The following is a 20,871-nucleotide window of genomic DNA, read 5'->3' on the forward strand; positions in this document are numbered from 1 at the left end:
CGACTGGCTGGACTGGTACAACTACCACCGACCCCACACCGGCATCAGCGGCCAACCACCAGCCAGCCGCGTCACCAACCTGTCCGGACAACACACCTAGCTCCGGATCCGGACGCCGGAGCCCGCCCCGACGGCCGCCCGCCTCACGGCCCACGACACTCAACGACCCGCGATCGCACAGGAGTTGGATTTGATTTTCCACCTCCTCCATGGTGAGCATGGCGGGAGCCGGCGGGGGATGCCGGCAACGGGGAAACGGGGAGGACCAGACGTATGGCCTGGGACGAGTGGGAGCACTTGAAGGCGGACGCGGCAGCCCGCGTCTCCACCCACATGCAGCTGAACCACGTTCCGATGGATCCGGGTGGCAGCGGTGCCTCCGGAAAGCTGAAGTCCGACAAGAAGACCTGGACGAAGGCCGGCGAGGACACCAAGGGCTTACGGGACGACATCGGCAAGGCGCTGGGGAAGCTGGACGACGGGCAGGCGGGGCTCGGTGACACCGCCGGCTGCCTGTCCGCGGCGGCGCAGAAGGAGCTGTACGAGTCCTGGAAGAAGTACGTCGGCGACGTGAAGGGGCGTGCCGGCGAACTCGGCGGGGTGATGGAGCGTTCCGGGCACGACCTGGCGAAGTCGGACGGCGACGTCAAGGCCGAGCTGGACAAGCTGCGGACCGAGTACCAGGACACGGAAGCCGTCGGCGGCCAGGCGAAGGGCCGGTGACGGGCAGGTCATGGACATCGCGACGCTGAAGGCCCTCAAGCCCACCGAGTACGAGCAGGCCGCCGACGGGTACCGCGCCACGAGCGACATGGCGAGCACCGCCGAGGACGAGGTCGAGAACCGGATCTCCGCGGGCCTGCGCAACCGGCTCGAGGGCGAGGCGATGGAAGCGGCACTGCGCGAGCTGAAGGAGCTGGGGAAGAACTTCCACTACATCCGGACCGAGTGCGCGCTGGCCAGTACGGCGCTGAACGGTTTCGCCTTCGACATGGCCGCGGCCAAGAAGAAGCTGGAGGCGGCGCTGGAGGACGCACGGGCGGCCGGTTGCACGGTGGGCGCGGACGGGTCGGTGTCGTTCCCGGCCGGCGGCAAGGAGGTCGACGGCAAGGTGCCCGAGGGCGGCACGGTGTCGCCGTCGTCCAGCACAACCGACCCGACGGCGGCGGCGATCGAACGCCAGGCCGTGAACGTGCACCCGAACCCGAACTTCGGCAAGGCCGTGGGGCTGGCGAACCGTATCGGCGATGCGGTGCGGGAGGCCACGGACGCGGACGCGAAGTGGGCACCGAAACTGCGGGCGCTGAAGGCCGACGACGACCTGGTGGTCTCCGACCGGGACTGGGCGGATGTGAAGTCGGACCAGGACGGGGTGGGCGACGCCGGCAAGAAGTACCTCGGCTCCCTTCCGCAGCCGCCCGAGGACGGCAGCCCGAAGGACAACGCGGCCTGGTGGAAGGGCCTCGACGACGAGCAGCGGGCGGCGTGGCTCTCCCTCCGGCCCGATTCCGTCGGCAGACTGGACGGCCTGCCCTCCACGGTCCGCGACGAGGCCAACCGCGTCGTCCTCGACGAGACCCGCGCCCGCTACCAGCTGGAACTCGACTCCGTACCGAAACCGCCCATGAACGAGTGGACCTACATCGCCTCCAACGGCTGGGCGTCCAAGGTGCACACCGACGAGTACATGGACTGGTACAACAAGTACGGCGAGCGCTACGACCACCTCACCAAGTCGCTCAACGGCATGAAGAGCATCCAGGAGCGCTTCGACAAGACCGGTGAGCGGGGGCTTCCCGAGGCCTACTTGCTGGGATTCAGCGCCGATGACGACGGGCGCGCGATCGTGGCCAACGGGAACCCGGACACCGCGGACCACCAGGCCGTCTACGTGCCCGGTACGACGTCGGACCTGAACGGTATCGGGGGCAACATCAACCGGATGGTCAACGTCTGGGACGTGGCCCACGCCAAGAGCGGCGGTCAGTCCGTCTCCACGATCACCTGGCTGGGCTACGACGCACCGGACGACGTCGTCAAGGACGCGCCGTTCAGCAACTACGCGTATGACGGTGCGCCGGCGTTCAACAAGTTCCTGGACGGGCTCGAGGCGTCACACTCCGGTGATACGCCACCGCACCGGACCGTGATCGGCCATTCGTACGGATCGACCCTCATCGGGGCCGCAGCCGAGAAGGGGACCCTCAACGCCGACGACGTCGTCTTCGCGGGCAGTCCCGGCGTCAGGGTGTCCGGTGCCGACCAGATGGACGTCCCCAAGGGGCACGTGTGGAACGAGGAAGGTGGCTCGGACCCGGTTCCGGACATCGGCCGCTACGGCCACGGCGGGGACGGCTTCGTCATCCCGAGCGACCCGGACTTCGGTGCCAATCAGCTGGCGACGAACACCCACGGACACGGCGGGTACTGGGACCCCGGTTCCAAGAGCCTGTTGAACCAGGCACTGGTCGTCGTCGGGAAGGGTGACGACGCGGAGCTGAAGCCCCCGCCCGACACGTTCGGGCCGCCCGGATCCTGGGCGCGTGTGAAGTAGGAGAGACCCTGACGTGAAGATCAGACTGGGCGTCCTCGCGGTCGCCGTGCCCCTTGCGCTCACTACCCTCACCGGATGCAACATGACTGACAACAGCTCCGACGTCCCCTCCGCCGGCACGAGCACGTCGAGTGCCGCCGCGGACGAGCTGGAACGTGTTTCCAGCGGTATCCACGACCTGATCGGTGTCAGGGGGAAGACCTCCGACAGTCGGGCGACGGTGACGGAGTGTTCCGGCAAGGACCCGGACAAGTACTTCCGGGTCCTCCACCCGTGGAGCTTCTCCCCGGCGTCCCCCGGGGACCTCGGGGTAGCCATGCAACGGCTCAAGGAGGCACTGCCGAAGCACGGCTGGAAGATCGTCGAGTACGGGCCGGACACCAGCAGGAACAAGAACCTGAGGCTCACGGCCGACAACGACGCGAAGAGGGCCGGTGTGCACATCGTGCAGATGGCGAAGGACAATCCTCCGATGCTGAGCGTGGATGTCGTCTCCGGCTGCTACCAGGTTCCGGACGGCCAAGAGGTCGAGCACTTCTAGCGCCCTCCCGGCCGCACTCCTCGCGCGCCGGCGCGGACGCCCGCGAGCGGCTCTCCTCCCCGGACGTGCGCCGTCCGGGCGACGGCCACCAGGGCGGGGGAGAGATCCACCCCGAAGACCGGGACTCCCCGCTCGGGGTTCGCCGCGGCCAGCTCGGCGAAGGCGGTGATCAGGGTCCGGTTCGTGGACATCGCGCGCGTGACCGTGGTGATGCGTGGTATGCGTGGAAGGAGGAAACAGAGTGTTTACCCAACAGAGTCCGCCGCCATGCGTCCGACGGTCAGAAATTATTCCCCTAACGGGCTGAACTTTTGTTGAACGAGGGGTAGTTGACCGGCCGGGCGTCCTACCCTTCAGAGGGTGAAGCAATTGATGTCCTCAGAGTCCGAGGCCGGCCTCCCGGGCGATGTGCTCCCCGGCGTGCTGAGCGAGTCCCTGCACGCCGAACTCGTCGCGTTCCGGCGCGACTTGCACATGCACCCGGAGCTGGGCAACCAGGAGTTCCGCACCACCGCCGCGATCAAGGAGCGGCTGGAGCAAGCCGGTCTCAAGCCTCGCGTCCTCGCCACCGGAACCGGACTCGTCTGTGACATCGGGCTCGCGGAAGGTGAACAGCCGGCCGTACCGCTGCTCGCGCTGCGCGCCGACATCGACGCCCTGCCCATCCCGGACACCAAGGCCGACTGCCCGTACCGGTCGACCGTGCCCGACCGGGCGCACGCCTGCGGTCACGACGTCCACACGACCGTCGTCCTCGGCGCCGGCCTCGTCCTCGCCGACCTGCACGCCAAGGGTCTGCTGCCGCGGCCGGTGCGACTGGTCTTCCAGCCCGCCGAGGAGGTCCTGCCCGGCGGTGCCCTGAGTGCCATCGAGGACGGCGCGCTGACCGGTGTGGGCCGGATCCTCGCCGTGCACTGCGACCCCCGGGTGGACGCCGGGCGGATCGGCCTGCGGCACGGCGCGATCACCAGCGCCTGCGACCGGCTGGAGATCGCCCTCGACGGGCCCGGCGGCCACACCGCCCGTCCCCACCTGACCACCGACCTGGTCACCGCCGCCGCCCGCGTCGCCGTCGACGTGCCCGCGCTGATCGCCCGCCGGGTCGACACCCGCGCAGGCCTCGCCCTCACCTGGGGCCGGATCGAGTCGGGGCACGCCCCGAACGTGATCCCGCAGCACGCCGAGCTGTCCGGGACCCTGCGCTGCCTGGACCTGGAGGCCTGGCGGCAGGCCCCCGACATCGTGCACGCGGCCATCGACGAGGTCGCCACGCTGCACCGGGCCAAGTCCGAGATCAACTACGTGCGCGGAGTGCCGCCCGTCGTCAACGACCGGGAGTCCACGGAGGTGCTGCGCCGCGCCATGGTCGCCCGGCGCGGCATGAAGTCCGTCGAGAGCACCGAGCAGAGCCTCGGCGGCGAGGACTTCTCCTGGTACCTGGAGCAGGTGCCCGGCGCGATGGCCCGCCTCGGCGTGCGCCGGCCCGGCGAGCGCACGGTGCGTGACCTGCACCAGGGTGATTTCGACGCCGACGAGTACGCGATCACGGTGGGCGTGGAGATGTTCACCGCGGCGGCCTTCCTGGACATCGGCGCGGCCCGGGGCTGAGCCCGCAGCCGAGCGGAGCGGCCCCTTCGGGGGCCGCCTCCCTGTCCGGCGCAATACGGATACAAGCCGATCGTGCACGGTGCGCGACAGGGGCGCGACAAGGCCGGGAGCGGGAGTTCAGGCACTGTTTGCCTCGAATCGATAACGGCTTCGCGAGAGGTGTTTTTCTGACATCTACGCGCGTTACGATGCCGCGAAGCCGACGCCGAACGGGCGTCCCGGCTCGAGCACCGACACGGTGCTCACATCAAGCGCCGACATGGCGCTCAGGTCAGGTGAAGGAGCCTTCCCGTGCGCCGGGTAGCCAAGCTTTCCGCTGCGTGTATCGCGTCCGCAGCACTCGCAATGACTGCCACTGCCTGTGGCAGCACCTCCTCCGACAACGACAGCCCGTCCTCCTCCGGTGACGGCAAGGGCGTCAAGATCGGCCTCGCGTTCGACGTCGGCGGCCGTGGTGACCGCTCCTTCAACGACTCCGCCGCGCGCGGTGCCGACCAGGCCAAGAAGGAGTTCGGCGGTGACATCAAGGAGCTGACCGCCAAGACCTCCGACACCGAGGCCGACCGCGAGCAGCGCCTGTCGGACCTGGCGGAGGCCGGTTACAACCCCGTCGTGGGTGTCGGCTACGCGTACGCCGCCTCCATGACCAAGGTCGCGGCGAAGTACCCGAAGACCAGCTTCGGCATCGTCGACTCGGTCGTGGACGCCAAGAACGTCGACAGCATCAACTTCACCGAGGAGCAGGGCTCCTACCTGGCCGGTGTCGCCGCCGCGCTGAAGACCAAGTCGAAGCACGTCGGCTTCGTCGGCGGTGTCGACGTCCCGCTGATCAAGAAGTTCGAGGCGGGCTACGTCCAGGGCGTCAAGGACACCAACCCCAAGATCAAGGTCGACACCCAGTACCTGTCCCACGGCTCGGACACCTCCGGCTTCGCCAGCCCCGACAAGGGCAAGGAGGCCGCGCAGGGCATGCTGGACAACGGCGCCGACGTCATCTACACGGCGGCCGGCTCCTCCGGCAACGGCGCGATCGAGGCCGTCAGCGGCAAGAAGGGCGCCTGGGCCATCGGCGTGGACTCGGACCAGTACAACATCCCGGGTCTGGCCAAGTACAAGAGCGCGATCCTGACCTCCATGGTCAAGAACGTCGACGTCGGCGTCTACGACTTCATCAAGTCCGTCCACGGCGGCAAGCCGCTGACCGGCACCAACAGCTACTCGCTCGCCAAGGACGGCGTGAAGCTGGCCACGAGCGGCGGCTTCATCAGCGACATCCAGGCCAAGCTGGACGCCGCGAAGAAGAAGATCGTCGACGGCTCGATCAAGGTCAAGACCACCCCGTGACCTGACGGGTCTCACCGACCCAGGCTCGGCGCGGGGGCGCCTCCCGGAGCCCCCCGCCGAGCCATAACAATGTGTCAACTCTACGCGTGTAGCACGGAGTTGCCGCGCTAGCGTCGCCGACGCCTGCCCCCTCCCCGCAGCCCCTTTCCCCGAGGAGAGTGCGCCATCAACGCGTCCAGCCCTCCCGCTGCCGTCGAACTGCGCGGCATCACCAAGCGTTTCCCCGGCGTCGTCGCCAACCGTGACATCGACATCACGGTCCGCACGGGCACCGTCCACGCCCTGTGCGGTGAGAACGGCGCCGGCAAGTCCACCCTGATGAAGATCCTCTACGGCATGCAGCAGCCGGACGAGGGCACCATCACCGTCGGTGGCGAACAGGTCGTCCTCAACAACCCCGGCGACGCCATAGCCCGCGGCATCGGCATGGTTCACCAGCACTTCATGCTCGCCGACAACCTCACCGTGCTGGAGAACGTCGTTCTCGGCGCGGAGAAGCTGCACGGCATCGGGGGCAGGGCACGGGCCAGGATCACCGAGATCTCCGACGCCTACGGGCTCGGCGTCCGGCCCGACGCCCTCGTCGAGGAACTCGGCGTCGCCGACCGCCAGCGCGTGGAGATCCTCAAGGTCCTCTACCGCGGTGCCAGGACCCTCATCCTGGACGAGCCCACCGCCGTCCTGGTGCCGCAGGAGGTCGACGCCCTCTTCGCCAACCTGCGCGAGCTGAAGGCCGAGGGCCTCACCGTCATCTTCATCTCCCACAAGCTGGGCGAGGTGCTCTCCGTCGCCGACGAGATCACCGTCATCCGGCGCGGCACCACCGTCGGCACGGTCGAGCCGGAGGGCACCACCCCCAAGCAGCTCGCCGAGCTGATGGTCGGCAGCGAGCTGCCCACGCCGGAGACCGAGGAGTCCACGGTCACCGAGGTGCCGATGCTGAAGCTGGACGGCGTGCATCTCACCCAGACCGACCTCGACGGCGTCGAGCGGGTCATCCTGGACGAGATCTCCTTCACCATCCACAAGGGCGAGGTCCTGGGCATCGCCGGCGTGGAGGGCAACGGCCAGTCCGAGCTGGTCGAAGCGATCATGGGCATGCGCCGCCCGGACGCCGGCGTCGTCAGCCTCGACGGCACCGACATCTCGCAGGCACCCACCCGCGACCGCCGCGAGGCCGGCATCGGCTACATCCCCGAGGACCGCCACCGCCACGGCCTGCTCCTCGAAGCACCGCTGTGGGAGAACCGCGTCCTCGGCCACGTCACCGAGAAGCCCAACTCGCGCGGCGGACTCCTCGACATCAAGGCGGCCCGCGCCGACACCCAGCGCATCGTCGAGGCCTATGACGTGCGCACCCCCGGTATCGACGTCACCGCGGCCTCGCTGTCCGGCGGCAACCAGCAGAAGCTGATCGTCGGCCGCGAGATGAGCCACCACCCCAAGCTGCTCATCGCCGCCCACCCCACCCGCGGTGTGGACGTCGGCGCACAGGCCGCGATCTGGGACTACATCCGCGAGGCCCGCCGTGAGGGCCTGGCCGTGCTGCTGATCTCCGCCGACCTCGACGAGCTGATCGGGCTCTCCGACACCCTGCGGGTGATGTACCGCGGCCGCCTGGTCGCCGACGCCGACCCCGCCACGATCACCCCCGAAGAGCTGGGCTCCGCCATGACGGGTGCGGCCTCCGGCCACCTGGAGCACACAGAGGACGACGCGCGATGAAGAAGCTGACCTCACGGATCGACAAGGAGCGGCTGCTCCTCGGGATCGCGGCGCCGCTGCTGGCGGTCGTCGCCGCGCTCGTCGTCACCGCCCTGGTGATCGCCGCGACCGGCAAGAACCCCGGTCCCGCCTTCCACGACATGATGACCTACGGCTTCGCCAGCGACAGCCAGGTCTTCATCCTGAACAAGGCGACGACGTACTACCTGGCGGGTGTCGCGGTGGCCATCGGCTTCCGCATGAACCTGTTCAACATCGGTGTCGACGGCCAGTACCGGCTCGCCGCGTTCGTCGCCGCCGTCCTCGGCGGGGCGCTCACCGTGCCCGGCTGGCTCGCCATCCCGCTGATCATCATCTGCGCCATGGCGACCGGTGCCCTGTGGGCGGCCATCGCCGGCGCCCTGAAGGTGACCCGCGGTGTCAGCGAGGTCATCGCGACCATCATGCTGAACTCGATCGCCACCGCGATCATCGGCTACCTGCTCCAGCCCGGGAAGCTCGGCCAGCTCGACGAGGCGGGCACCCTGGTGTCCACCAAGCCGCTGCCGTCGTCCGCGCACTTCTTCAACATCGACACCGGTCCGGCCGGTGTCCTGGACGGCTTCATCGTCGTCGCCGTGCTCGTCGGTGTCGCGTACTGGTTCGTGCTCGGCCGCACCCGGTTCGGCTTCGACCTGCGCACCGTGGGCCAGTCCGAGAGCGCCGCCTCCGCGAGCGGTGTCTCGGTGAAGAAGATGATCGCCACCAGCATGGTCATCTCGGGTGCGGTGGCCGGCCTGATCGGCATGCCGACGCTGCTGAACGAGAGCCACCAGTACGACAACAGCTTCCCCAGCGGGATCGGCTTCACCGGCATCGCCATCGCGCTGCTCGGCCGCAACAACCCGATCGGCATCGCGCTCGGCGCGCTGCTCTGGGGCTTCCTGGAGCGCACCACCAACCACCTGGAGTTCCAGGGCTACGACAAGGAGATCCTCGGCGTCATCCAGGGCGTCATCGTCCTCTGCGTCGTGATCGCCTACGAGGTCGTACGGCGCTACGGCCTCAAGCGCCAGCAGCAGAAGGTGGGCGCCGAACTCGCCGCCCAGGCCGCCGCGACGAAGAAGCAGGAGGTGGCGCGATGACTGCCACGATGACCGACGCGCCGCCGCCGGCGGCCCCCAAGGCGCCGGGCGCCCCCCAGCGCTCCGGCCGCTCCCCGGGCCTGACCCTCATGATCGTCGCGGGAGCGCTGCTGCTCCTCGCCGCGGTCCGCGTGATCACCGGCGCGAACCAGCTCGACTCCGCCGGACAGGTCGCCGCCGCGCTCGCCCTCGCCGTTCCGATCGGCCTCGCCGGTCTCGCCGGCCTGTGGTCCGAGCGGGCCGGTGTCGTCAACATCGGCCTCGAGGGCATGATGATCCTCGGCACCTTCGGCGCCGGCTGGATCGGCTGGCAGTCCAGCCCCTGGCTCGGCCTGCTGTGCGGCATCGGCTTCGGCGTCCTCGGCGGCCTGGTGCACGCCGTCGCCACCGTCACCTTCGGCGTCGACCACATCGTCTCCGGTGTCGCCGTCAACCTGCTCGCGCTCGGCGCCACCCAGTACCTCGCCAAGCTGTTCTTCGCCGGCGGCACGGCCGCGGAGGCCGGCGGCAACCCCAAGCAGTCCCCGCCCGCGGACTCGCTGCCCGACGTCACCCTCCCCGGCCTCTCGGACGCCCTCGTGTCCGTCGAGAAGCACCACTGGTTCCTGGTCTCCGACCTGGCCGGCATCATCGGCGGTCTGATCACCAACCTGTCCGTGGTGACGATCCTGGCCGTGCTGCTGTTCGTCGCCAGCTGGTGGCTGCTGTGGCGCACCCCGTTCGGGCTGCGGCTGCGCTCCTGCGGCGAGAACCCGACCGCCGCGGAGTCGCTCGGCGTCAACGTCTACCGCTACAAGTACGCGGCCGTGGCCGTCTCCGGCGGTCTCGCCGGCCTCGGCGGCGCCTTCCTCGCGCTGGTCACCTCGCACACCTACCTGGAGGGCCAGACCGGAGGCCGCGGCTACATCGGCCTCGCGGCCATGATCTTCGGCAACTGGCGCCCCGGTGGCCTCGCGATGGGCGCGGGCCTGTTCGGCTACTCCGACGCCCTTCAGCTGCGCAACGGCGGCGTCACGGTCCACGCCCTGCTCCTGCTGCTGGTCGTGCTGCTCGCGCTGCTGGCCGGCTGGAAGCTGTACAAGAAGGCCCTGTGGCAGGGCGTGATCAGCGCCGTCATGGCCGCGCTGGTCCTGGTCTGGTACCTGCTCACCGACGAGGTCCCCAGCGACTTCGTGGGCGCCACCCCGTACGTCGTCACGCTGCTCGTGCTCTCGCTGTCCGCGCAGCGCCTGCGGATGCCGAAGGCGGACGGTATGCGCTACCGGAAGGGCCAGGGCAAGTGACGGCGACACAGTCCGACGGGTTCGACTGGGACGCGCTGCGCGCCGAGGCGCGGGAGGCGATGTCCCACGCCTACGCCCCCTACTCCGGCTACCCGGTCGGCGTGGCGGCCCTGGTCGACGACGGCCGCACGGTCACCGGCTGCAACGTCGAGAACGCCTCCTACGGCCTCGGCCTGTGCGCCGAGTGCGGTCTGGTCTCCCAGCTCCAGCGCACCGGCGGAGGCCGGCTCACGCACTTCACCTGCGTGGACGGCACCGGCGCCCTGCTGGTCCCGTGCGGCCGCTGCCGCCAGCTGCTCTACGAGTTCGGCGGCCCTGACCTGCTGCTCGACACCCCCGCGGGCGTCCTCCCGCTCGCCGAGATGCTGCCCCAGGCCTTCGGCCCGGACCATCTCACCAAGTAACTCCCGTACGGCCCCCCTGACCCGCTCAGGGGGGCCGTGCACTTCGCACCTCCCGGAAGGAAGCCATCAGCCATGGCCATGGACGTCATCTCCGTCATCCGCACCAAGCGGGACCGCGGCGAGCTGAGCGACGAGCAGATCGACTGGGTCATCGACGCGTACACCCGCGGCGAGGTCGCCGACGAGCAGATGTCCGCGCTCGCCATGGCGATCCTGCTCAACGGCATGAACCGCGGCGAGATCGCCCGCTGGACCGCGGCCATGATCGCCTCCGGTGAGCGCATGGACTTCTCGGCGCTGTCCCGGCCGACGGCCGACAAGCACTCCACGGGCGGCGTCGGCGACAAGATCACCCTGCCCCTGGCCCCGCTGGTCGCGGCCTGCGGCGCCGCCGTGCCCCAGCTCTCCGGCCGCGGCCTCGGCCACACCGGCGGCACCCTGGACAAGCTGGAGTCGATCCCCGGCTGGCGCGCCCTGCTCTCCAACGAGGAAATGCTGCACGTCCTCGACACCACCGGCGCGGTGATCTGCGCGGCGGGCGACGGCCTGGCCCCCGCGGACAAGAAGCTGTACGCCCTGCGGGACGTGACCGGCACCGTCGAGGCGATTCCCCTGATCGCTTCCTCGATCATGTCGAAGAAGATCGCGGAGGGCACCGGCAGCCTGGTCCTGGACGTGAAGGTCGGCACGGGCGCCTTCATGAAGACGCTGGCCGACGCGCGCGAGCTGGCGTCCACGATGGTCGGCCTCGGCACGGACCACGGCGTGCGGACGGTGGCGCTCCTCACCGACATGTCCACCCCGCTCGGCCTCACGGCGGGCAACGCCCTGGAGGTCCGCGAGTCGGTCGAGGTCCTGGCGGGCGGCGGCCCCGCGGACGTCGTGGAGCTGACGGTCGCCCTGGCCCGCGAAATGCTCGACGCGGCCGGCATCAAGGACGCGGACCCTGCGAAGGCCCTGGCCGACGGCTCCGCGATGGACGTGTGGCGCCGGATGATCGCGGCCCAGGGCGGCGACCCGGACGCCGAGCTGCCCACGTCGAAGGAGCAGCACGTCATCAAGGCACCCTCCTCCGGCGTGCTCACCCGCCTCGACGCCTACGACATCGGCATCGCCGCCTGGCGCCTGGGCGCCGGCCGCGCCCGCAAGGAGGACCCGGTGCAGGCGGCGGCGGGCGTGGAACTGCACGCCAAGCCCGGCGACACCGTGACCGAGGGCCAGCCGCTCCTCACCCTGCACACGGACACCCCCGAGCGCTTCGACTACGCGCTCCAGGCGGTGACGGGCTCGTACGACATCGCGGCGACCGGCACCGACTTCACGGCGACGCCGGTGGTGCTGGAACGAATCGCCTGACCCTTTGTTTCCCTGATGGGGTGAACGGGACCGGTGGACCCCCGCCGGTCCCGTTCGGCATGCCGGGACCGGTGACGCGCGGATCGGAGACCGCCGTGGGCGCACTTCTCCTCCCCGTACCGGACGAGGTCGTCCCAGTTCTGGTCGGGGTCCTGGCTCACGGTGAATGGCCCGAGGGCAGCAAGGTGGAGATCTTCCAGACGCAGGCCATCGCCGTGCCGTCGCGTCTCGGCTTGCTCGAGTTCCCCGTCGACCGACCGGTGTCACCCCAGCACCGCCGCCACCCCCACCAGCACCGGTACCGACACCACCGTCGACAGCAGGATCGACTCGCGGGCCAGGGACTCGGCCACGCGGTAGCGGCCGGCGTAGGTGAAGAGGTTCTGGGCGGCCGGGAGGGCCGAGGTGACCACGACGTCCAGCAGGGGCGCGCCGCGCAGGCCGAAGACGGCCGCCGCCAGTGTCCACGCGACCAGCGGCTGGCCCACCGACTTCAGTGCCACCGACAGCAGGACCGGGTGCCGGTCCCGGCCCCGGCCGGGCGCCGCGCTGCCGTGCAGCGACATGCCGAACGCCAGCAGGGCCGCCGGGACGGACATGTGCCCGATCAGGGTGAGGGGGTTCATCAGCGGCCCGGGGAGCTGCCAGCCCGCCGCCGACACCACCACCCCGGACAGGGAGCCCACGGCTATCGGGTTCCGCAGCGGGGTCAGCAGCCGCCGCCCCATCGTGCCCTTCTCGCCCGCCCCGGACAGGTCCAGGACCGTCAGGGCGACGGGGGTCACCAGGACGACCTGGAAGAGCAGCACCGGCGCCACCAGGGAGGCGTCGCCCAGCACGTACGCGGCGATCGGGATGCCGAGGTTGCCCGAGTTGACGTAGCCGGAGCACAGCGCGCCGATCGTCGTACGGCCCACCTCCCAGCGCCGCAGCACACCGATCGCCACGAACGCCCCGGAGACCGCGGCCGTGCTCAGGGCCGTCACGAGCAGCCGGCTGGAGAAGAGGACGGAGAGGTCGGCACGCGCGAGGGTCGTGAAGAGGAGGGCCGGACCGGCCACCGTGAAGGCCAGCCGCGTCAGCACCTCGCCGCCCTGCTCGCCGAGCGTCCCGCGCCGCCCGAGCACGTAGCCCACCCCGATGACGACCGCGATCACCGCGAACCCGCTCAGCACCCCCACCACGAAACTCACCCTCAGGGGTGAACGGGGAACCGGTCAATGTGATCTCCGACGGCCCCGGCGGGTCCGGCCCGGCCCGGCCCCTACCGCTCTCGCACCCGTGCGATGAGTTCCGTCCGTCCCGTCGGTCTAACCGGACGTGGATGCCGAGACCCCCGCCGTTCTTGTGCTGCCCTGGCCCGTCAGTCGTGACGAGGTGACCGGGCTGTGCGCCGGCGTGCGGGGGCTGCTGGAGGGCGGCGGGGAACGCGTCGTCGTCTGTGACGTCGGCGGGATCGGGCCGCCGGGGCTGACGGCCGTCGATCTGCTGGCGCGGCTGGAGCTGGCCGCCCGCCGGGCCGGCGGGCGGATCCGGCTGCGGGGCGCCGGCCCCGCGCTACACGCCCTGCTGGACCTCGTCGGGCTCCGCTTCCAGGTGGAGGGGCAGCCCGAACAGGGGGAACCAGCGCTGGGTGTCGAGGAAGCAGTGGAAACCGGTGATCCGGCCGTCTGAGATCTCCAGCACCTGCACCGCCCACGGGCTGAACCCGCCGTTCTCCGGGTCCGGCTTGTAGTGCGCGAAGCCCGGCAGACCGTTGGCCTGCACCGGCAGCAGGCGGGAGCCGGCGCAGGAGGCGCCGATGGTGGTCATGAAGCCGGTGATGTCGGCGGTGCCGCGCAGCCACAGGTCGAACGGCGGCATGGTCATGACGGCGTCCTCGTGGAGCAGCGCCGTCAGCGCCGTCATGTCGTACCCCTCGAACGCCTTGACGTAGCGCTCCAGGAGCTTCTGCTGCTCCTCGTCCAGCGGGTCGGACACCGCGCCCTCGGCGCCCGTGTCGGCGCGCTCCGCGAGCGTGGCCCGGGCCCGCTGCAACGCGCTGTTGACCGAGGCGACCGTGGTGTCCAGCAGTTCGGCGACCTCGCTCGCCCGCCAGGCCAGCACCTCGCGCAGGATCAGCACGGCCCGCTGCTTGGCCGGCAGCTGCTGGAGGGCGGCCATGAAGGCGAGCCGGACGGATTCCTTGGCGACGACGGCCTCCGCCGGGTCGCCGGCCGCCGGCAGCACGCGCGCGTCCGGCATCGGCTCCAGCCAGGTGTTGTCCGGGCGCGGCGTGAGCGCCGCCCGGGCGAGCGGGGTCGACTCGGTCAGGTCCATGGGCCTCGCCCGTTTGTTGCCGGCCGTCAGCATGTCCAGGCACACGTTCGTCGCGATGCGGTACAGCCACGAACGCAGGGAGGACCGGCCCTCGAACTTGTCGAGATTGCGCCAGGCCCGCACCAGGGTGTCCTGCACGGCGTCCTCGGCCTCGAAGGAGGAACCGAGCATCCGGTAGCAGTACCCGGTCAACTCGGTCCGGTGCTTCTCCAGTGCGACGTCCAGGTCCGCCGTCGCCGTGCTGTCGCCCATCGTCCACCCACCCCATGTGGCTGCTGTCCGCGCGTCTTCGCGTCCACCACCTGGAAGCTACCGCAGCCCACTGACAATGGCCCCCCGAGTACGAGAAGGGCCTGCTCAGTGCGCGCCCACCGGCTCCCGCCGGGCCGCCACCCGGGCGGCCCGGGTGCCGAGCACGGTGATCGCGACGACGCCGAGGACCGCGAGGAGGCCGACACCGACCGTGCCGGACCAGCCGTTCGCGCGGAAGGCCACCGCTCCCACCGTGCTGCCGACGCTGGAGCCGACGTAGTACGCGGACTGGTACAACGCCGAGGCCTGCGCGCGGCCGTGGGTGGCCGTCCTGCTGACCGCCGAGGAGGCCACCGCGTGTCCGGCGAAGAAGCCCGCCGTGATCAGTACCAGGCCCAGCAGCACCAGCGGGAGGGACGCGGCCAGGGAGAGCAGCAGGCCCGCCGCCGTCGTGCCGCCCGCCAGGTACAGCGCGCCCCGGCGGCCGAACCGGCCCACCAGCCGGCCCGCGGTGGACGCCGAGACCGTGCCCACCAGGTAGACCAGGAAGATCGAGCCGACGATGCCCTGCGGCAGCCCGAACGGCCCCGCCGTCAGCCGGTACCCGATCACCGTGTACACGCCGCCGAACACCGTCATGAACAGCGCGCCGATCGCGTACAGGCGGCGCAGCAGCGGGTCGGAGAGATGGCCGCGGACCGTGCCGAGCAGGATCCGCGGGCGCAGGGAGCCCGCCGTGAAGTGCTCCGGGGCGGGCAGCAGCAGCCGGAACGCCACCGCACATCCGACCGCGAGCGCGCCGATCACGCCGACCGAGACCCGCCAGCCCCACTCCTGCGCGACCCAGCCGGTGATCACCCGGCCGCTCATCCCGCCGACGCTGTTGCCCGCCACGAACAGCCCGATCGCCGTCACCAGTGCCTTCGGCCGCACCTCCTCGGCCAGGTACGCCTGCGCCGAGGCGGGAACCCCGGCCAGCGCGGCGCCCTGCACCGCCCGCAGCACGACCAGCGCGCCGAGCGACGGCGCGAAGGGCACCAGCATGCCGACCGTGACGGCGACGGCCAGCGAGGCCGTCATCACCGTACGGCGGCCGAACCGCTCCGACAGGGCGCTCATCGGCAGCACGAACAGGGCCAGCCCGCCGGTCGCGGCGGCCACCGTCCAGCTCGCCTCGCTCGCCTGGACACCGAACTCCCCGGAGATCAGCGGCAGCAGGGCCTGGGTGGAGTAGAGGAGGGCGAAGGTCGCGACTCCGGCGAGGAAGAGGGCGAGGCTCATCCGGCGGTAGCCGGGCCCGCCCGGGGTCAGCCGGGAGTCGGAGTCGGTGGCGCGGGAACGGACGGGGGAGACGGCGCCCACGCTGGTGGACGCCGGGGTACTGGCGGGAGACATGCCTCGACCGTAGGACGGCCCCTCTCATGCGTCCAATGCATGGAATCGTCATAATCGTTCCCATGGCGCATCAGCACAGGCCACAGAGGCGACTGTCACCGTCCGGTGACACAGAAGACATGGCGGAGACGGTACGGCTGCTGGCGCCCCGCCTCGCGTACTTCGCCGGCGTGGCCCGCACGGAGCACGTCACCCGGGCCGCGCAGGAGATGAACGTCCCCCAGTCCACGCTGTCCCGGGCGATGGCCCGCCTGGAGCAGGACCTGGGCGTCGACCTGTTCGCCCGCCACGGCCGTACGGTCTCTCTCACCACCGCCGGCCGCACCTTCCTCGCCGCCGTCGAGCGTGCCCTCGCCGAGGTCGGGCGGGCCGCCGGGGAGATCCGCGCGGACGCCGACCCCGCCACCGGCAAGGTCGCCTTCGGCTTCCTGCACACCATGGGCGCCGAGACCGTACCCGGCCTGCTGCACGCGTTCCGCGCCGACCACCCGCGCATCCGCTTCAGCCTGGTGCAGAACTACGGTGAGGCGATGCTGGAGCGGCTGCGCGCCGGTGAGCTGGACCTCTGCCTCACCTCGCCCGTCCCCGACGCCCCCGACCTGGTCGCCCGCCGCCTGGACGAGCAGAAACTGCGCCTGGTCGTCCCCGCCGAGCACCGGCTGGCCGCCCGACGCCGCGTCCGCCTGGCCGAGGCGGCCGACGACACCTTCGTCACCCTGGAGCCCGGCTACGGCCTCCGGCGGATCACCGACGATCTGTGCCGTGAGGCCGGCTTCAAACCCCGCATCGCCTTCGAGGGCGAGGAGGCGGAGACGCTGCGGGGGCTGGTGGCGGCGGGGCTGGGGGTGGCGCTCCTGCCACCGCCGACCGTCCCCCGCCCCGGGGTGGTGGAACTGACGGTCACGGCCCCGAGGGCGGCCCGCGAGATCGGCGTGGCCTGGCTGGCGGACCGCCCGGACACACCCCCCGTGGCGGCCTTCAAGAAGTTCCTGCTCTCCAGGCGGGGGAGTCTGCTCCCCTAGGCCCTCTCGTTGGGATCAGGCCGGATCAGGACCCGCTCCCTGATCCGGCCTGATCCGAACGAAAAGACCCCAGGCCGGGTCGTCAGGGACCAGAGCCAGGCGCCCCCGGACCTCACCGCCTCACCGCTTCAGTGACCTGCCGAACCCCGCCGCCAGCGGCATCCGCAGGCCGATCGGCGGCGGCGCGGCCAGCGCGTCCTCCACCGGCCGCGACACCCGGCAGCCGAACAGGGCCCCCAGTACGAAGTCCACGCCCAGGCTGACCACTTCCGCCCGGTGTCCGTGCATGCCGTGCCCGTCGGAGTGCACTTCGAACCGGCACACCTCCCGGTTCGCCTTCTTCGCCCGCGCCGCGAACCGGAACGACAGCTCGGGATCGGTGCGTTCGTCGTTGGTGCCGTGCACGATCAGCACCCGGCGTCCGACCAGCTGCTTCACCGGCTCGGCGGGCACGGCGACATCCTCCTCCGGCAGCCAGGGGGCCAGCGCCACCACGGAGTTGACGGCCTCGTGGCCGCCGGCCCGCAGCGCCGCGCGCCCGCCCATGTCCACGCCGACCAGGCAGACCGGCACGTCCCCGTACCGTCGTACGACCTCGTCGGCGGCCCAGCCGGCGTCCGCCGCCAGATGCGCCTCGCTGCCGTTCCACCCCCGGTAGCGGTAGTGGACGGGATGGACCACCAGGCCCTCGGCCCGGCCCGCGCGGGCGAGCGCGCGGCCCAGGGCACGGATCAGGGTCAACGCCCGGACGGGGGACGGCCGGCGGGCGGAGACCTCCTCCCCGCCGGGAAGCAGCAGCACCGCTCCGCCCACCGACGTCGGCTCCGGGCCGACTGCCTTTCCCAGCCCGGCCGTTCGGGCCGGAATCGCTTGCTGTCCCATGACAGAACAGTGTCAGAAGGCGCGGTGTACGAAACCCGTACGTGCGGTCACCTTTGCGTATCGACGGAAAAGTGCCGGGAACCGGCCGCTGCGCGCCCCCCGCGCTCTACGCGCGTAGGAGTTAGAGTGCGGAAATGACGAGCCAGACTGCATCGACGGGGGCCGTCCCGGCGGCCATCCCGGTACACGTTCCGACGCCGGACCAGATCCGGCGGGCGCCCAAAGTAGTGCTGCACGATCATCTCGACGGCGGGCTGCGCCCGGGTACCGTCGTCGAACTCGCCCGCGAGACGGGCTACACCGGCCTTCCCGAGACCGACCCCGGCAAGCTGGGGATCTGGTTCCGCGAGGCCGCCGACTCCGGATCGCTGGAACGGTACCTGGAGACCTTCCGGCACACCGTCGGCGTCATGCAGACCCGGGACGCCCTGGTCCGGGTCGCCCGGGAGTGCGCCGAGGACCTCGCCGAGGACGGCGTCGTCTACGCCGAGGTGCGGTACGCGCCCGAGCAGCACCTCGACCGGGGGCTGACCCTGGAGCAGGTCGTCGAGGCCGTGAACGAGGGGTTCCGGCAGGGCGAGCGGCTCGCCCGGGAGAACGGCCACCGGATCAGGGTCGGTGCCCTGCTGACCGCGATGCGGCACGCGGCCCGCTCCCTGGAGATCGCCGAACTCGCCAACCGTCACCGGGACTCCGGCGTGGTCGGCTTCGACATCGCCGGTGCCGAGGCCGGCTACCCGCCCACCCGGCACCTGGACGCGTTCGAGTACCTGAAGCGGGAGAACAACCACTTCACCATCCACGCCGGCGAGGCGTTCGGGCTGCCGTCCATCTGGCAGGCGTTGCAGTGGTGCGGCGCCGACCGGCTGGGGCACGGGGTGCGGATCATCGACGACATCGAGGTCCGCGAGGACGGTTCGGTCGTCCTCGGCCGCCTCGCCTCCTACGTGCGGGACAAGCGCATCCCGCTGGAACTGTGCCCCAGCTCCAACCTCCAGACCGGGGCCGCGTCCTCCTACGCCGAGCACCCCATCGGGCTGCTGCGCCGGCTGCACTTCCGGGCCACCGTGAACACCGACAACCGGCTGATGTCGCACACCACGATGAGCCGGGAGTTCGAGCATCTGGTCGAGGCGTTCGGCTACACGCTCGACGACCTCCAGTGGTTCTCCGTCAATGCGATGAAATCAGCGTTCATCCCTTTCGATGAACGACTCGCGATGATCAATGACGTCATCAAGCCCGGATACGCCGAGCTGAAATCCGAATGGCTGTTCCGGCAGGCCGCTTCCACCAGCGGGTCCACCGATATGGAGGGGTAGTCGCGCGGCAGTCGCCGATCCGGAATGCGGACATGTCTCCGTGCAGTGCCCGCATTCCGGTGTTTGCGGCGGGTGGACCGGCGTGTTTAGGTCGGGGACCGCTCGGATCGTTCGTGATCTCCCGTCTCCGCATCCAAGGACGCATTCACCATGAAGCAGTCTGCTGCCAAGACCCTGGGCGTCGCCGCCCTCGGTGCCGCCGTCGCCGCCGTGGGCGCGGGCGCGGCCAACGCGGCTCCGGCCGCCCCGGCCGCCGGCCAGAGCCTGAGCACCGTCACCAAGGCGCTGCCGCCCGAGCGGGTCGTCGAGGCTCTGCCCGACAGCGGCGCGATGAAGCTGCTCAAGCCCGTGGCCGAGCGCAATGTCGCCGCCGCGGCCCCGGCCGTCGGCAAGGGCGTGGCCGCCGCGCAGCCGGTCGCCGAGGGCGTCCTCGCCAAGGGCCCGGCCGGGCCGGCCGGCGGCCTGCTCGGCGGACTGCCGCTCAAGGGTCTGCCCACGCACGGCGCGCCGGTCAACGGGATCCCGCTCGGCTGAGGCCGGCTCCGCACGACGCGGGCGGGGCGCTCCGGCAGGCCCGGACGCGCCCCCGTGGTGTGCCCGCCCTCCGCCGCCCGGCTCACCAGGCGGCGGTGCGCGCGCTGTTCTCCGCGGGCAGCAGGATCCACAGCGCTATGTAGAGCACGAACTGCGGGCCGGGCAGCAGGCAGGACAGCAGGAAGATCACCCGCATCGTCGTCGCGGAGGTGCCGAAGCGCCGTGCCAGCGCGGCGCACACTCCGCCGATCACGCGGCCGTGGGTGGGGCGGGCAAGGGCGCTCATGAGGGCTCCTCCGTGGTCGCCGGCCCGATTCCGGGCCGGGGGCGGGGCCGCCCGGGTGGCGTCCCCAGCTGTCTTCCACGGTACGCAGACCAAGGGGACGAAGCGTCGCTCTACGGGGCGATCCCGACCCTGGGAATCGTCGGGGTACGCCCCTGAGACAGCTCCTCCTGCACGGTGACCGACGGCCCGGCCGCACCCGGCTCCCATACGTCGCGCCGTCGCAGCCAGGCACGGGCCGCCGGTACGACGGCCAGGTGAGCCAGGGCGACCCCCGCCGTGTTCAGCAGCAGCGAGTCCACGTCGACGACCCGGCCCGGCACCCCCGTCTGGAGCAGGGCGATGCCGAGGGAGACCAGGGTGCCCGTCGCGGCCGTACGGACCAGGGACGCCGACGGGGAAACGGTCAGCCTGCCGTGCGCCATCGGCAGCAGCACGCCCAGCGGTGCGAGCAGCGCGAGGCCCTCCCCGAGCGGTCGCACGGCCCGCGGCCAGCCCAGCGCGAGGTCGGCACGGACGCCGGCCAGCGGACGCAGGTTCGGGGGCATCACCCAGGGGACGTCCAGGGGGCGCAGCATCAGCCAGGCGACGAGGGCGAGGTGTGCGACGAGGAGGACACCTCCCGTCACACGGATGCGGATCGCGGCGCTGCCGCCGATGGAGCCTTGACGCTGCACGACCCCCTAGACGCCGGGCCGGGGGCGCTTGGTTCCGCAGCGGAAACATCCCGACGCGAACACGCCACGTCCGCGCCTGGCCGGTGCGAGCCCCCGACCGGCGACGGCCCCAGGTGGGCGTGAGGCCGGCACAGACCGTGCCGGGCCCTCTCGGGCGGCCGGTCACGGACGGATGCGTGCGCCCGGCCGGTCACGGGCCGCGCCGCGCACCGAGCCCGGCACCGACGGCATGGGGTCCTGGGACGG

At 71.2% G+C, this 20,871-nt stretch carries 21 protein-coding genes and 1 pseudogene; 15 read left to right on the forward strand and 7 right to left on the reverse strand.

Translation table 11 applies throughout. The features are described from left to right. The 4 genes and pseudogenes from ACF1BE_RS10390 to ACF1BE_RS10405 all read left to right on the forward strand — a co-directional run. Positions 1 to 100 (forward strand): annotated as a pseudogene (locus tag ACF1BE_RS10390) (IS481 family transposase); the annotation flags it as partial. A 173-nt stretch (positions 101 to 273) separates the two neighbouring features. Next, positions 274 to 723, forward strand: a complete 450-nt coding sequence (locus ACF1BE_RS10395) for a hypothetical protein (RefSeq protein ID WP_392198581.1) — start codon at positions 274 to 276, stop codon at positions 721 to 723. A gap of 10 nt (positions 724 to 733) precedes the next feature. Then, a complete protein-coding gene (locus tag ACF1BE_RS10400) occupies positions 734 to 2,554 on the forward strand; it encodes an alpha/beta hydrolase (protein WP_392198582.1) in 1,821 nt (606 codons plus the stop codon). Between the two features lie 82 nt (positions 2,555 to 2,636). Next, positions 2,637 to 3,095 carry a hypothetical protein gene (locus tag ACF1BE_RS10405; protein ID WP_392198583.1) on the forward strand — a complete coding sequence of 153 codons (459 nt, stop codon included), beginning with the start codon at positions 2,637 to 2,639 and terminating at the stop codon, positions 3,093 to 3,095. On the opposite strand, the gene ACF1BE_RS10410 is transcribed toward ACF1BE_RS10405, so the two are convergent. Beyond that, complete coding sequence (locus ACF1BE_RS10410) at positions 3,092 to 3,286, reverse strand: hypothetical protein (protein WP_392198584.1); 195 nt, start codon at positions 3,284 to 3,286, stop codon at positions 3,092 to 3,094. The two genes, ACF1BE_RS10405 and ACF1BE_RS10410, sit on opposite strands and share 4 nt — an antisense overlap. A 181-nt stretch (positions 3,287 to 3,467) precedes the next feature. Between ACF1BE_RS10410 and ACF1BE_RS10415 the strand changes: the two genes are divergently transcribed. The 7 genes from ACF1BE_RS10415 to ACF1BE_RS10445 all read left to right on the forward strand — a co-directional run bounded on the left by ACF1BE_RS10415 (position 3,468) and on the right by ACF1BE_RS10445 (position 11,939). Further along, entirely contained in the window at positions 3,468 to 4,703 is a 1,236-nt protein-coding gene (locus tag ACF1BE_RS10415) for an amidohydrolase (RefSeq protein ID WP_392198585.1), read from the forward strand. A gap of 291 nt (positions 4,704 to 4,994) precedes the next feature. After that, positions 4,995 to 6,047 carry a BMP family protein gene (locus ACF1BE_RS10420; protein WP_392198586.1) on the forward strand — a complete coding sequence of 351 codons (1,053 nt, stop codon included), beginning with the start codon at positions 4,995 to 4,997 and terminating at the stop codon, positions 6,045 to 6,047. Positions 6,048 to 6,245: 198 nt separating this feature from the next. After that, the gene (locus ACF1BE_RS10425) at positions 6,246 to 7,772 is read left to right on the forward strand and encodes an ABC transporter ATP-binding protein (RefSeq protein ID WP_392198864.1); all 1,527 of its coding nucleotides are present in this window, start codon (positions 6,246 to 6,248) and stop codon (positions 7,770 to 7,772) included. Beyond that, entirely contained in the window at positions 7,769 to 8,896 is a 1,128-nt protein-coding gene (locus ACF1BE_RS10430) for an ABC transporter permease (protein ID WP_392198587.1), read from the forward strand. Before ACF1BE_RS10425 ends, ACF1BE_RS10430 begins: the two co-directional genes overlap by 4 nt. Further along, a complete protein-coding gene (locus ACF1BE_RS10435) occupies positions 8,893 to 10,179 on the forward strand; it encodes an ABC transporter permease (RefSeq protein WP_392198588.1) in 1,287 nt (428 codons plus the stop codon). Before ACF1BE_RS10430 ends, ACF1BE_RS10435 begins: the two co-directional genes overlap by 4 nt. Continuing rightward, positions 10,176 to 10,583, forward strand: coding sequence for a cytidine deaminase (locus tag ACF1BE_RS10440; RefSeq protein ID WP_392198589.1), 408 nt, complete (start codon positions 10,176 to 10,178; stop codon positions 10,581 to 10,583). The genes ACF1BE_RS10435 and ACF1BE_RS10440 overlap by 4 nt, the downstream gene beginning before the upstream one ends. A 78-nt stretch (positions 10,584 to 10,661) precedes the next feature. Next, positions 10,662 to 11,939, forward strand: a complete 1,278-nt coding sequence (locus tag ACF1BE_RS10445; protein ID WP_392198865.1) for a thymidine phosphorylase — start codon at positions 10,662 to 10,664, stop codon at positions 11,937 to 11,939. Positions 11,940 to 12,202: 263 nt separating this feature from the next. Here the strand turns inward: ACF1BE_RS10445 and ACF1BE_RS10450 are convergent, their stop codons facing one another. Continuing rightward, complete coding sequence (locus tag ACF1BE_RS10450; RefSeq protein ID WP_392198590.1) at positions 12,203 to 13,123, reverse strand: AEC family transporter; 921 nt, start codon at positions 13,121 to 13,123, stop codon at positions 12,203 to 12,205. A gap of 136 nt (positions 13,124 to 13,259) precedes the next feature. Between ACF1BE_RS10450 and ACF1BE_RS10455 the strand changes: the two genes are divergently transcribed. After that, on the forward strand, positions 13,260 to 13,613 hold the full coding sequence (locus ACF1BE_RS10455; protein ID WP_392198591.1) for an STAS domain-containing protein: 354 nt from the start codon (positions 13,260 to 13,262) through the stop codon (positions 13,611 to 13,613). Here the strand turns inward: ACF1BE_RS10455 and ACF1BE_RS10460 are convergent. Both ACF1BE_RS10460 and ACF1BE_RS10465 read right to left on the reverse strand, forming a co-directional pair. Continuing rightward, complete coding sequence (locus ACF1BE_RS10460; protein WP_392198592.1) at positions 13,497 to 14,510, reverse strand: sigma-70 family RNA polymerase sigma factor; 1,014 nt, start codon at positions 14,508 to 14,510, stop codon at positions 13,497 to 13,499. The genes ACF1BE_RS10455 and ACF1BE_RS10460 overlap by 117 nt on opposite strands. 105 nt (positions 14,511 to 14,615) lie before the next feature. Beyond that, entirely contained in the window at positions 14,616 to 15,905 is a 1,290-nt protein-coding gene (locus ACF1BE_RS10465) for an MFS transporter (protein ID WP_392198593.1), read from the reverse strand. 62 nt (positions 15,906 to 15,967) lie between these two features. On the opposite strand from ACF1BE_RS10465, the gene ACF1BE_RS10470 reads away from it, so the two are divergent. Further along, on the forward strand, positions 15,968 to 16,927 hold the full coding sequence (locus ACF1BE_RS10470) for a LysR family transcriptional regulator (protein WP_392198594.1): 960 nt from the start codon (positions 15,968 to 15,970) through the stop codon (positions 16,925 to 16,927). Between the two features lie 120 nt (positions 16,928 to 17,047). On the opposite strand, the gene ACF1BE_RS10475 is transcribed toward ACF1BE_RS10470, so the two are convergent. Next, the gene (locus ACF1BE_RS10475; protein WP_392198595.1) at positions 17,048 to 17,809 is read right to left on the reverse strand and encodes a prolyl oligopeptidase family serine peptidase; all 762 of its coding nucleotides are present in this window, start codon (positions 17,807 to 17,809) and stop codon (positions 17,048 to 17,050) included. Positions 17,810 to 17,943: 134 nt separating this feature from the next. Between ACF1BE_RS10475 and ACF1BE_RS10480 the strand changes: the two genes are divergently transcribed. Further along, a complete protein-coding gene (locus ACF1BE_RS10480) occupies positions 17,944 to 19,131 on the forward strand; it encodes an adenosine deaminase (RefSeq protein ID WP_392198596.1) in 1,188 nt (395 codons plus the stop codon). Positions 19,132 to 19,281: 150 nt separating this feature from the next. After that, positions 19,282 to 19,665, forward strand: a complete 384-nt coding sequence (locus ACF1BE_RS10485; RefSeq protein WP_392198597.1) for an ATP-binding protein — start codon at positions 19,282 to 19,284, stop codon at positions 19,663 to 19,665. An 82-nt stretch (positions 19,666 to 19,747) separates the two neighbouring features. Here ACF1BE_RS10485 and ACF1BE_RS10490 read toward each other — a convergent pair whose 3' ends face one another. Both ACF1BE_RS10490 and ACF1BE_RS10495 read right to left on the reverse strand, forming a co-directional pair. Next, complete coding sequence (locus ACF1BE_RS10490; RefSeq protein ID WP_392198598.1) at positions 19,748 to 19,951, reverse strand: PspC domain-containing protein; 204 nt, start codon at positions 19,949 to 19,951, stop codon at positions 19,748 to 19,750. Between the two features lie 110 nt (positions 19,952 to 20,061). After that, a complete protein-coding gene (locus ACF1BE_RS10495) occupies positions 20,062 to 20,625 on the reverse strand; it encodes a VanZ family protein (RefSeq protein ID WP_392198599.1) in 564 nt (187 codons plus the stop codon). Between the last annotated feature and the right edge of the window lie 246 nt (positions 20,626 to 20,871).

It is taken from the genome of Streptomyces sp. NPDC014991 (assembly GCF_043080665.1).
GTDB lineage: Bacteria > Actinomycetota > Actinomycetes > Streptomycetales > Streptomycetaceae > Streptomyces.

Excerpts from the sequence above, each read along its gene's own strand:
- ACF1BE_RS10475 (WP_392198595.1), bottom strand. The coding sequence starts at position 17,809 with ATGGGACAGCAAGCGATTCCGGCCCGAACGGCCGGGCTGGGAAAGGCA.
- ACF1BE_RS10445 (WP_392198865.1), top strand. The coding sequence starts at position 10,662 with ATGGACGTCATCTCCGTCATCCGCACCAAGCGGGACCGCGGCGAGCTG.
- ACF1BE_RS10480 (WP_392198596.1), top strand. The coding sequence starts at position 17,944 with ATGACGAGCCAGACTGCATCGACGGGGGCCGTCCCGGCGGCCATCCCG.
- ACF1BE_RS10405 (WP_392198583.1), top strand. The coding sequence starts at position 2,637 with ATGACTGACAACAGCTCCGACGTCCCCTCCGCCGGCACGAGCACGTCG.
- ACF1BE_RS10395 (WP_392198581.1), top strand. The coding sequence starts at position 274 with ATGGCCTGGGACGAGTGGGAGCACTTGAAGGCGGACGCGGCAGCCCGC.
- ACF1BE_RS10400 (WP_392198582.1), top strand. The coding sequence starts at position 734 with ATGGACATCGCGACGCTGAAGGCCCTCAAGCCCACCGAGTACGAGCAG.
- ACF1BE_RS10460 (WP_392198592.1), bottom strand. The coding sequence starts at position 14,510 with ATGGGCGACAGCACGGCGACGGCGGACCTGGACGTCGCACTGGAGAAG.
- ACF1BE_RS10485 (WP_392198597.1), top strand. The coding sequence starts at position 19,282 with ATGAAGCAGTCTGCTGCCAAGACCCTGGGCGTCGCCGCCCTCGGTGCC.
- ACF1BE_RS10470 (WP_392198594.1), top strand. The coding sequence starts at position 15,968 with ATGGCGCATCAGCACAGGCCACAGAGGCGACTGTCACCGTCCGGTGAC.
- ACF1BE_RS10490 (WP_392198598.1), bottom strand. The coding sequence starts at position 19,951 with ATGAGCGCCCTTGCCCGCCCCACCCACGGCCGCGTGATCGGCGGAGTG.
- ACF1BE_RS10435 (WP_392198588.1), top strand. The coding sequence starts at position 8,893 with ATGACTGCCACGATGACCGACGCGCCGCCGCCGGCGGCCCCCAAGGCG.
- ACF1BE_RS10410 (WP_392198584.1), bottom strand. The coding sequence starts at position 3,286 with ATGTCCACGAACCGGACCCTGATCACCGCCTTCGCCGAGCTGGCCGCG.
- ACF1BE_RS10465 (WP_392198593.1), bottom strand. The coding sequence starts at position 15,905 with ATGTCTCCCGCCAGTACCCCGGCGTCCACCAGCGTGGGCGCCGTCTCC.
- ACF1BE_RS10430 (WP_392198587.1), top strand. The coding sequence starts at position 7,769 with ATGAAGAAGCTGACCTCACGGATCGACAAGGAGCGGCTGCTCCTCGGG.
- ACF1BE_RS10415 (WP_392198585.1), top strand. The coding sequence starts at position 3,468 with ATGTCCTCAGAGTCCGAGGCCGGCCTCCCGGGCGATGTGCTCCCCGGC.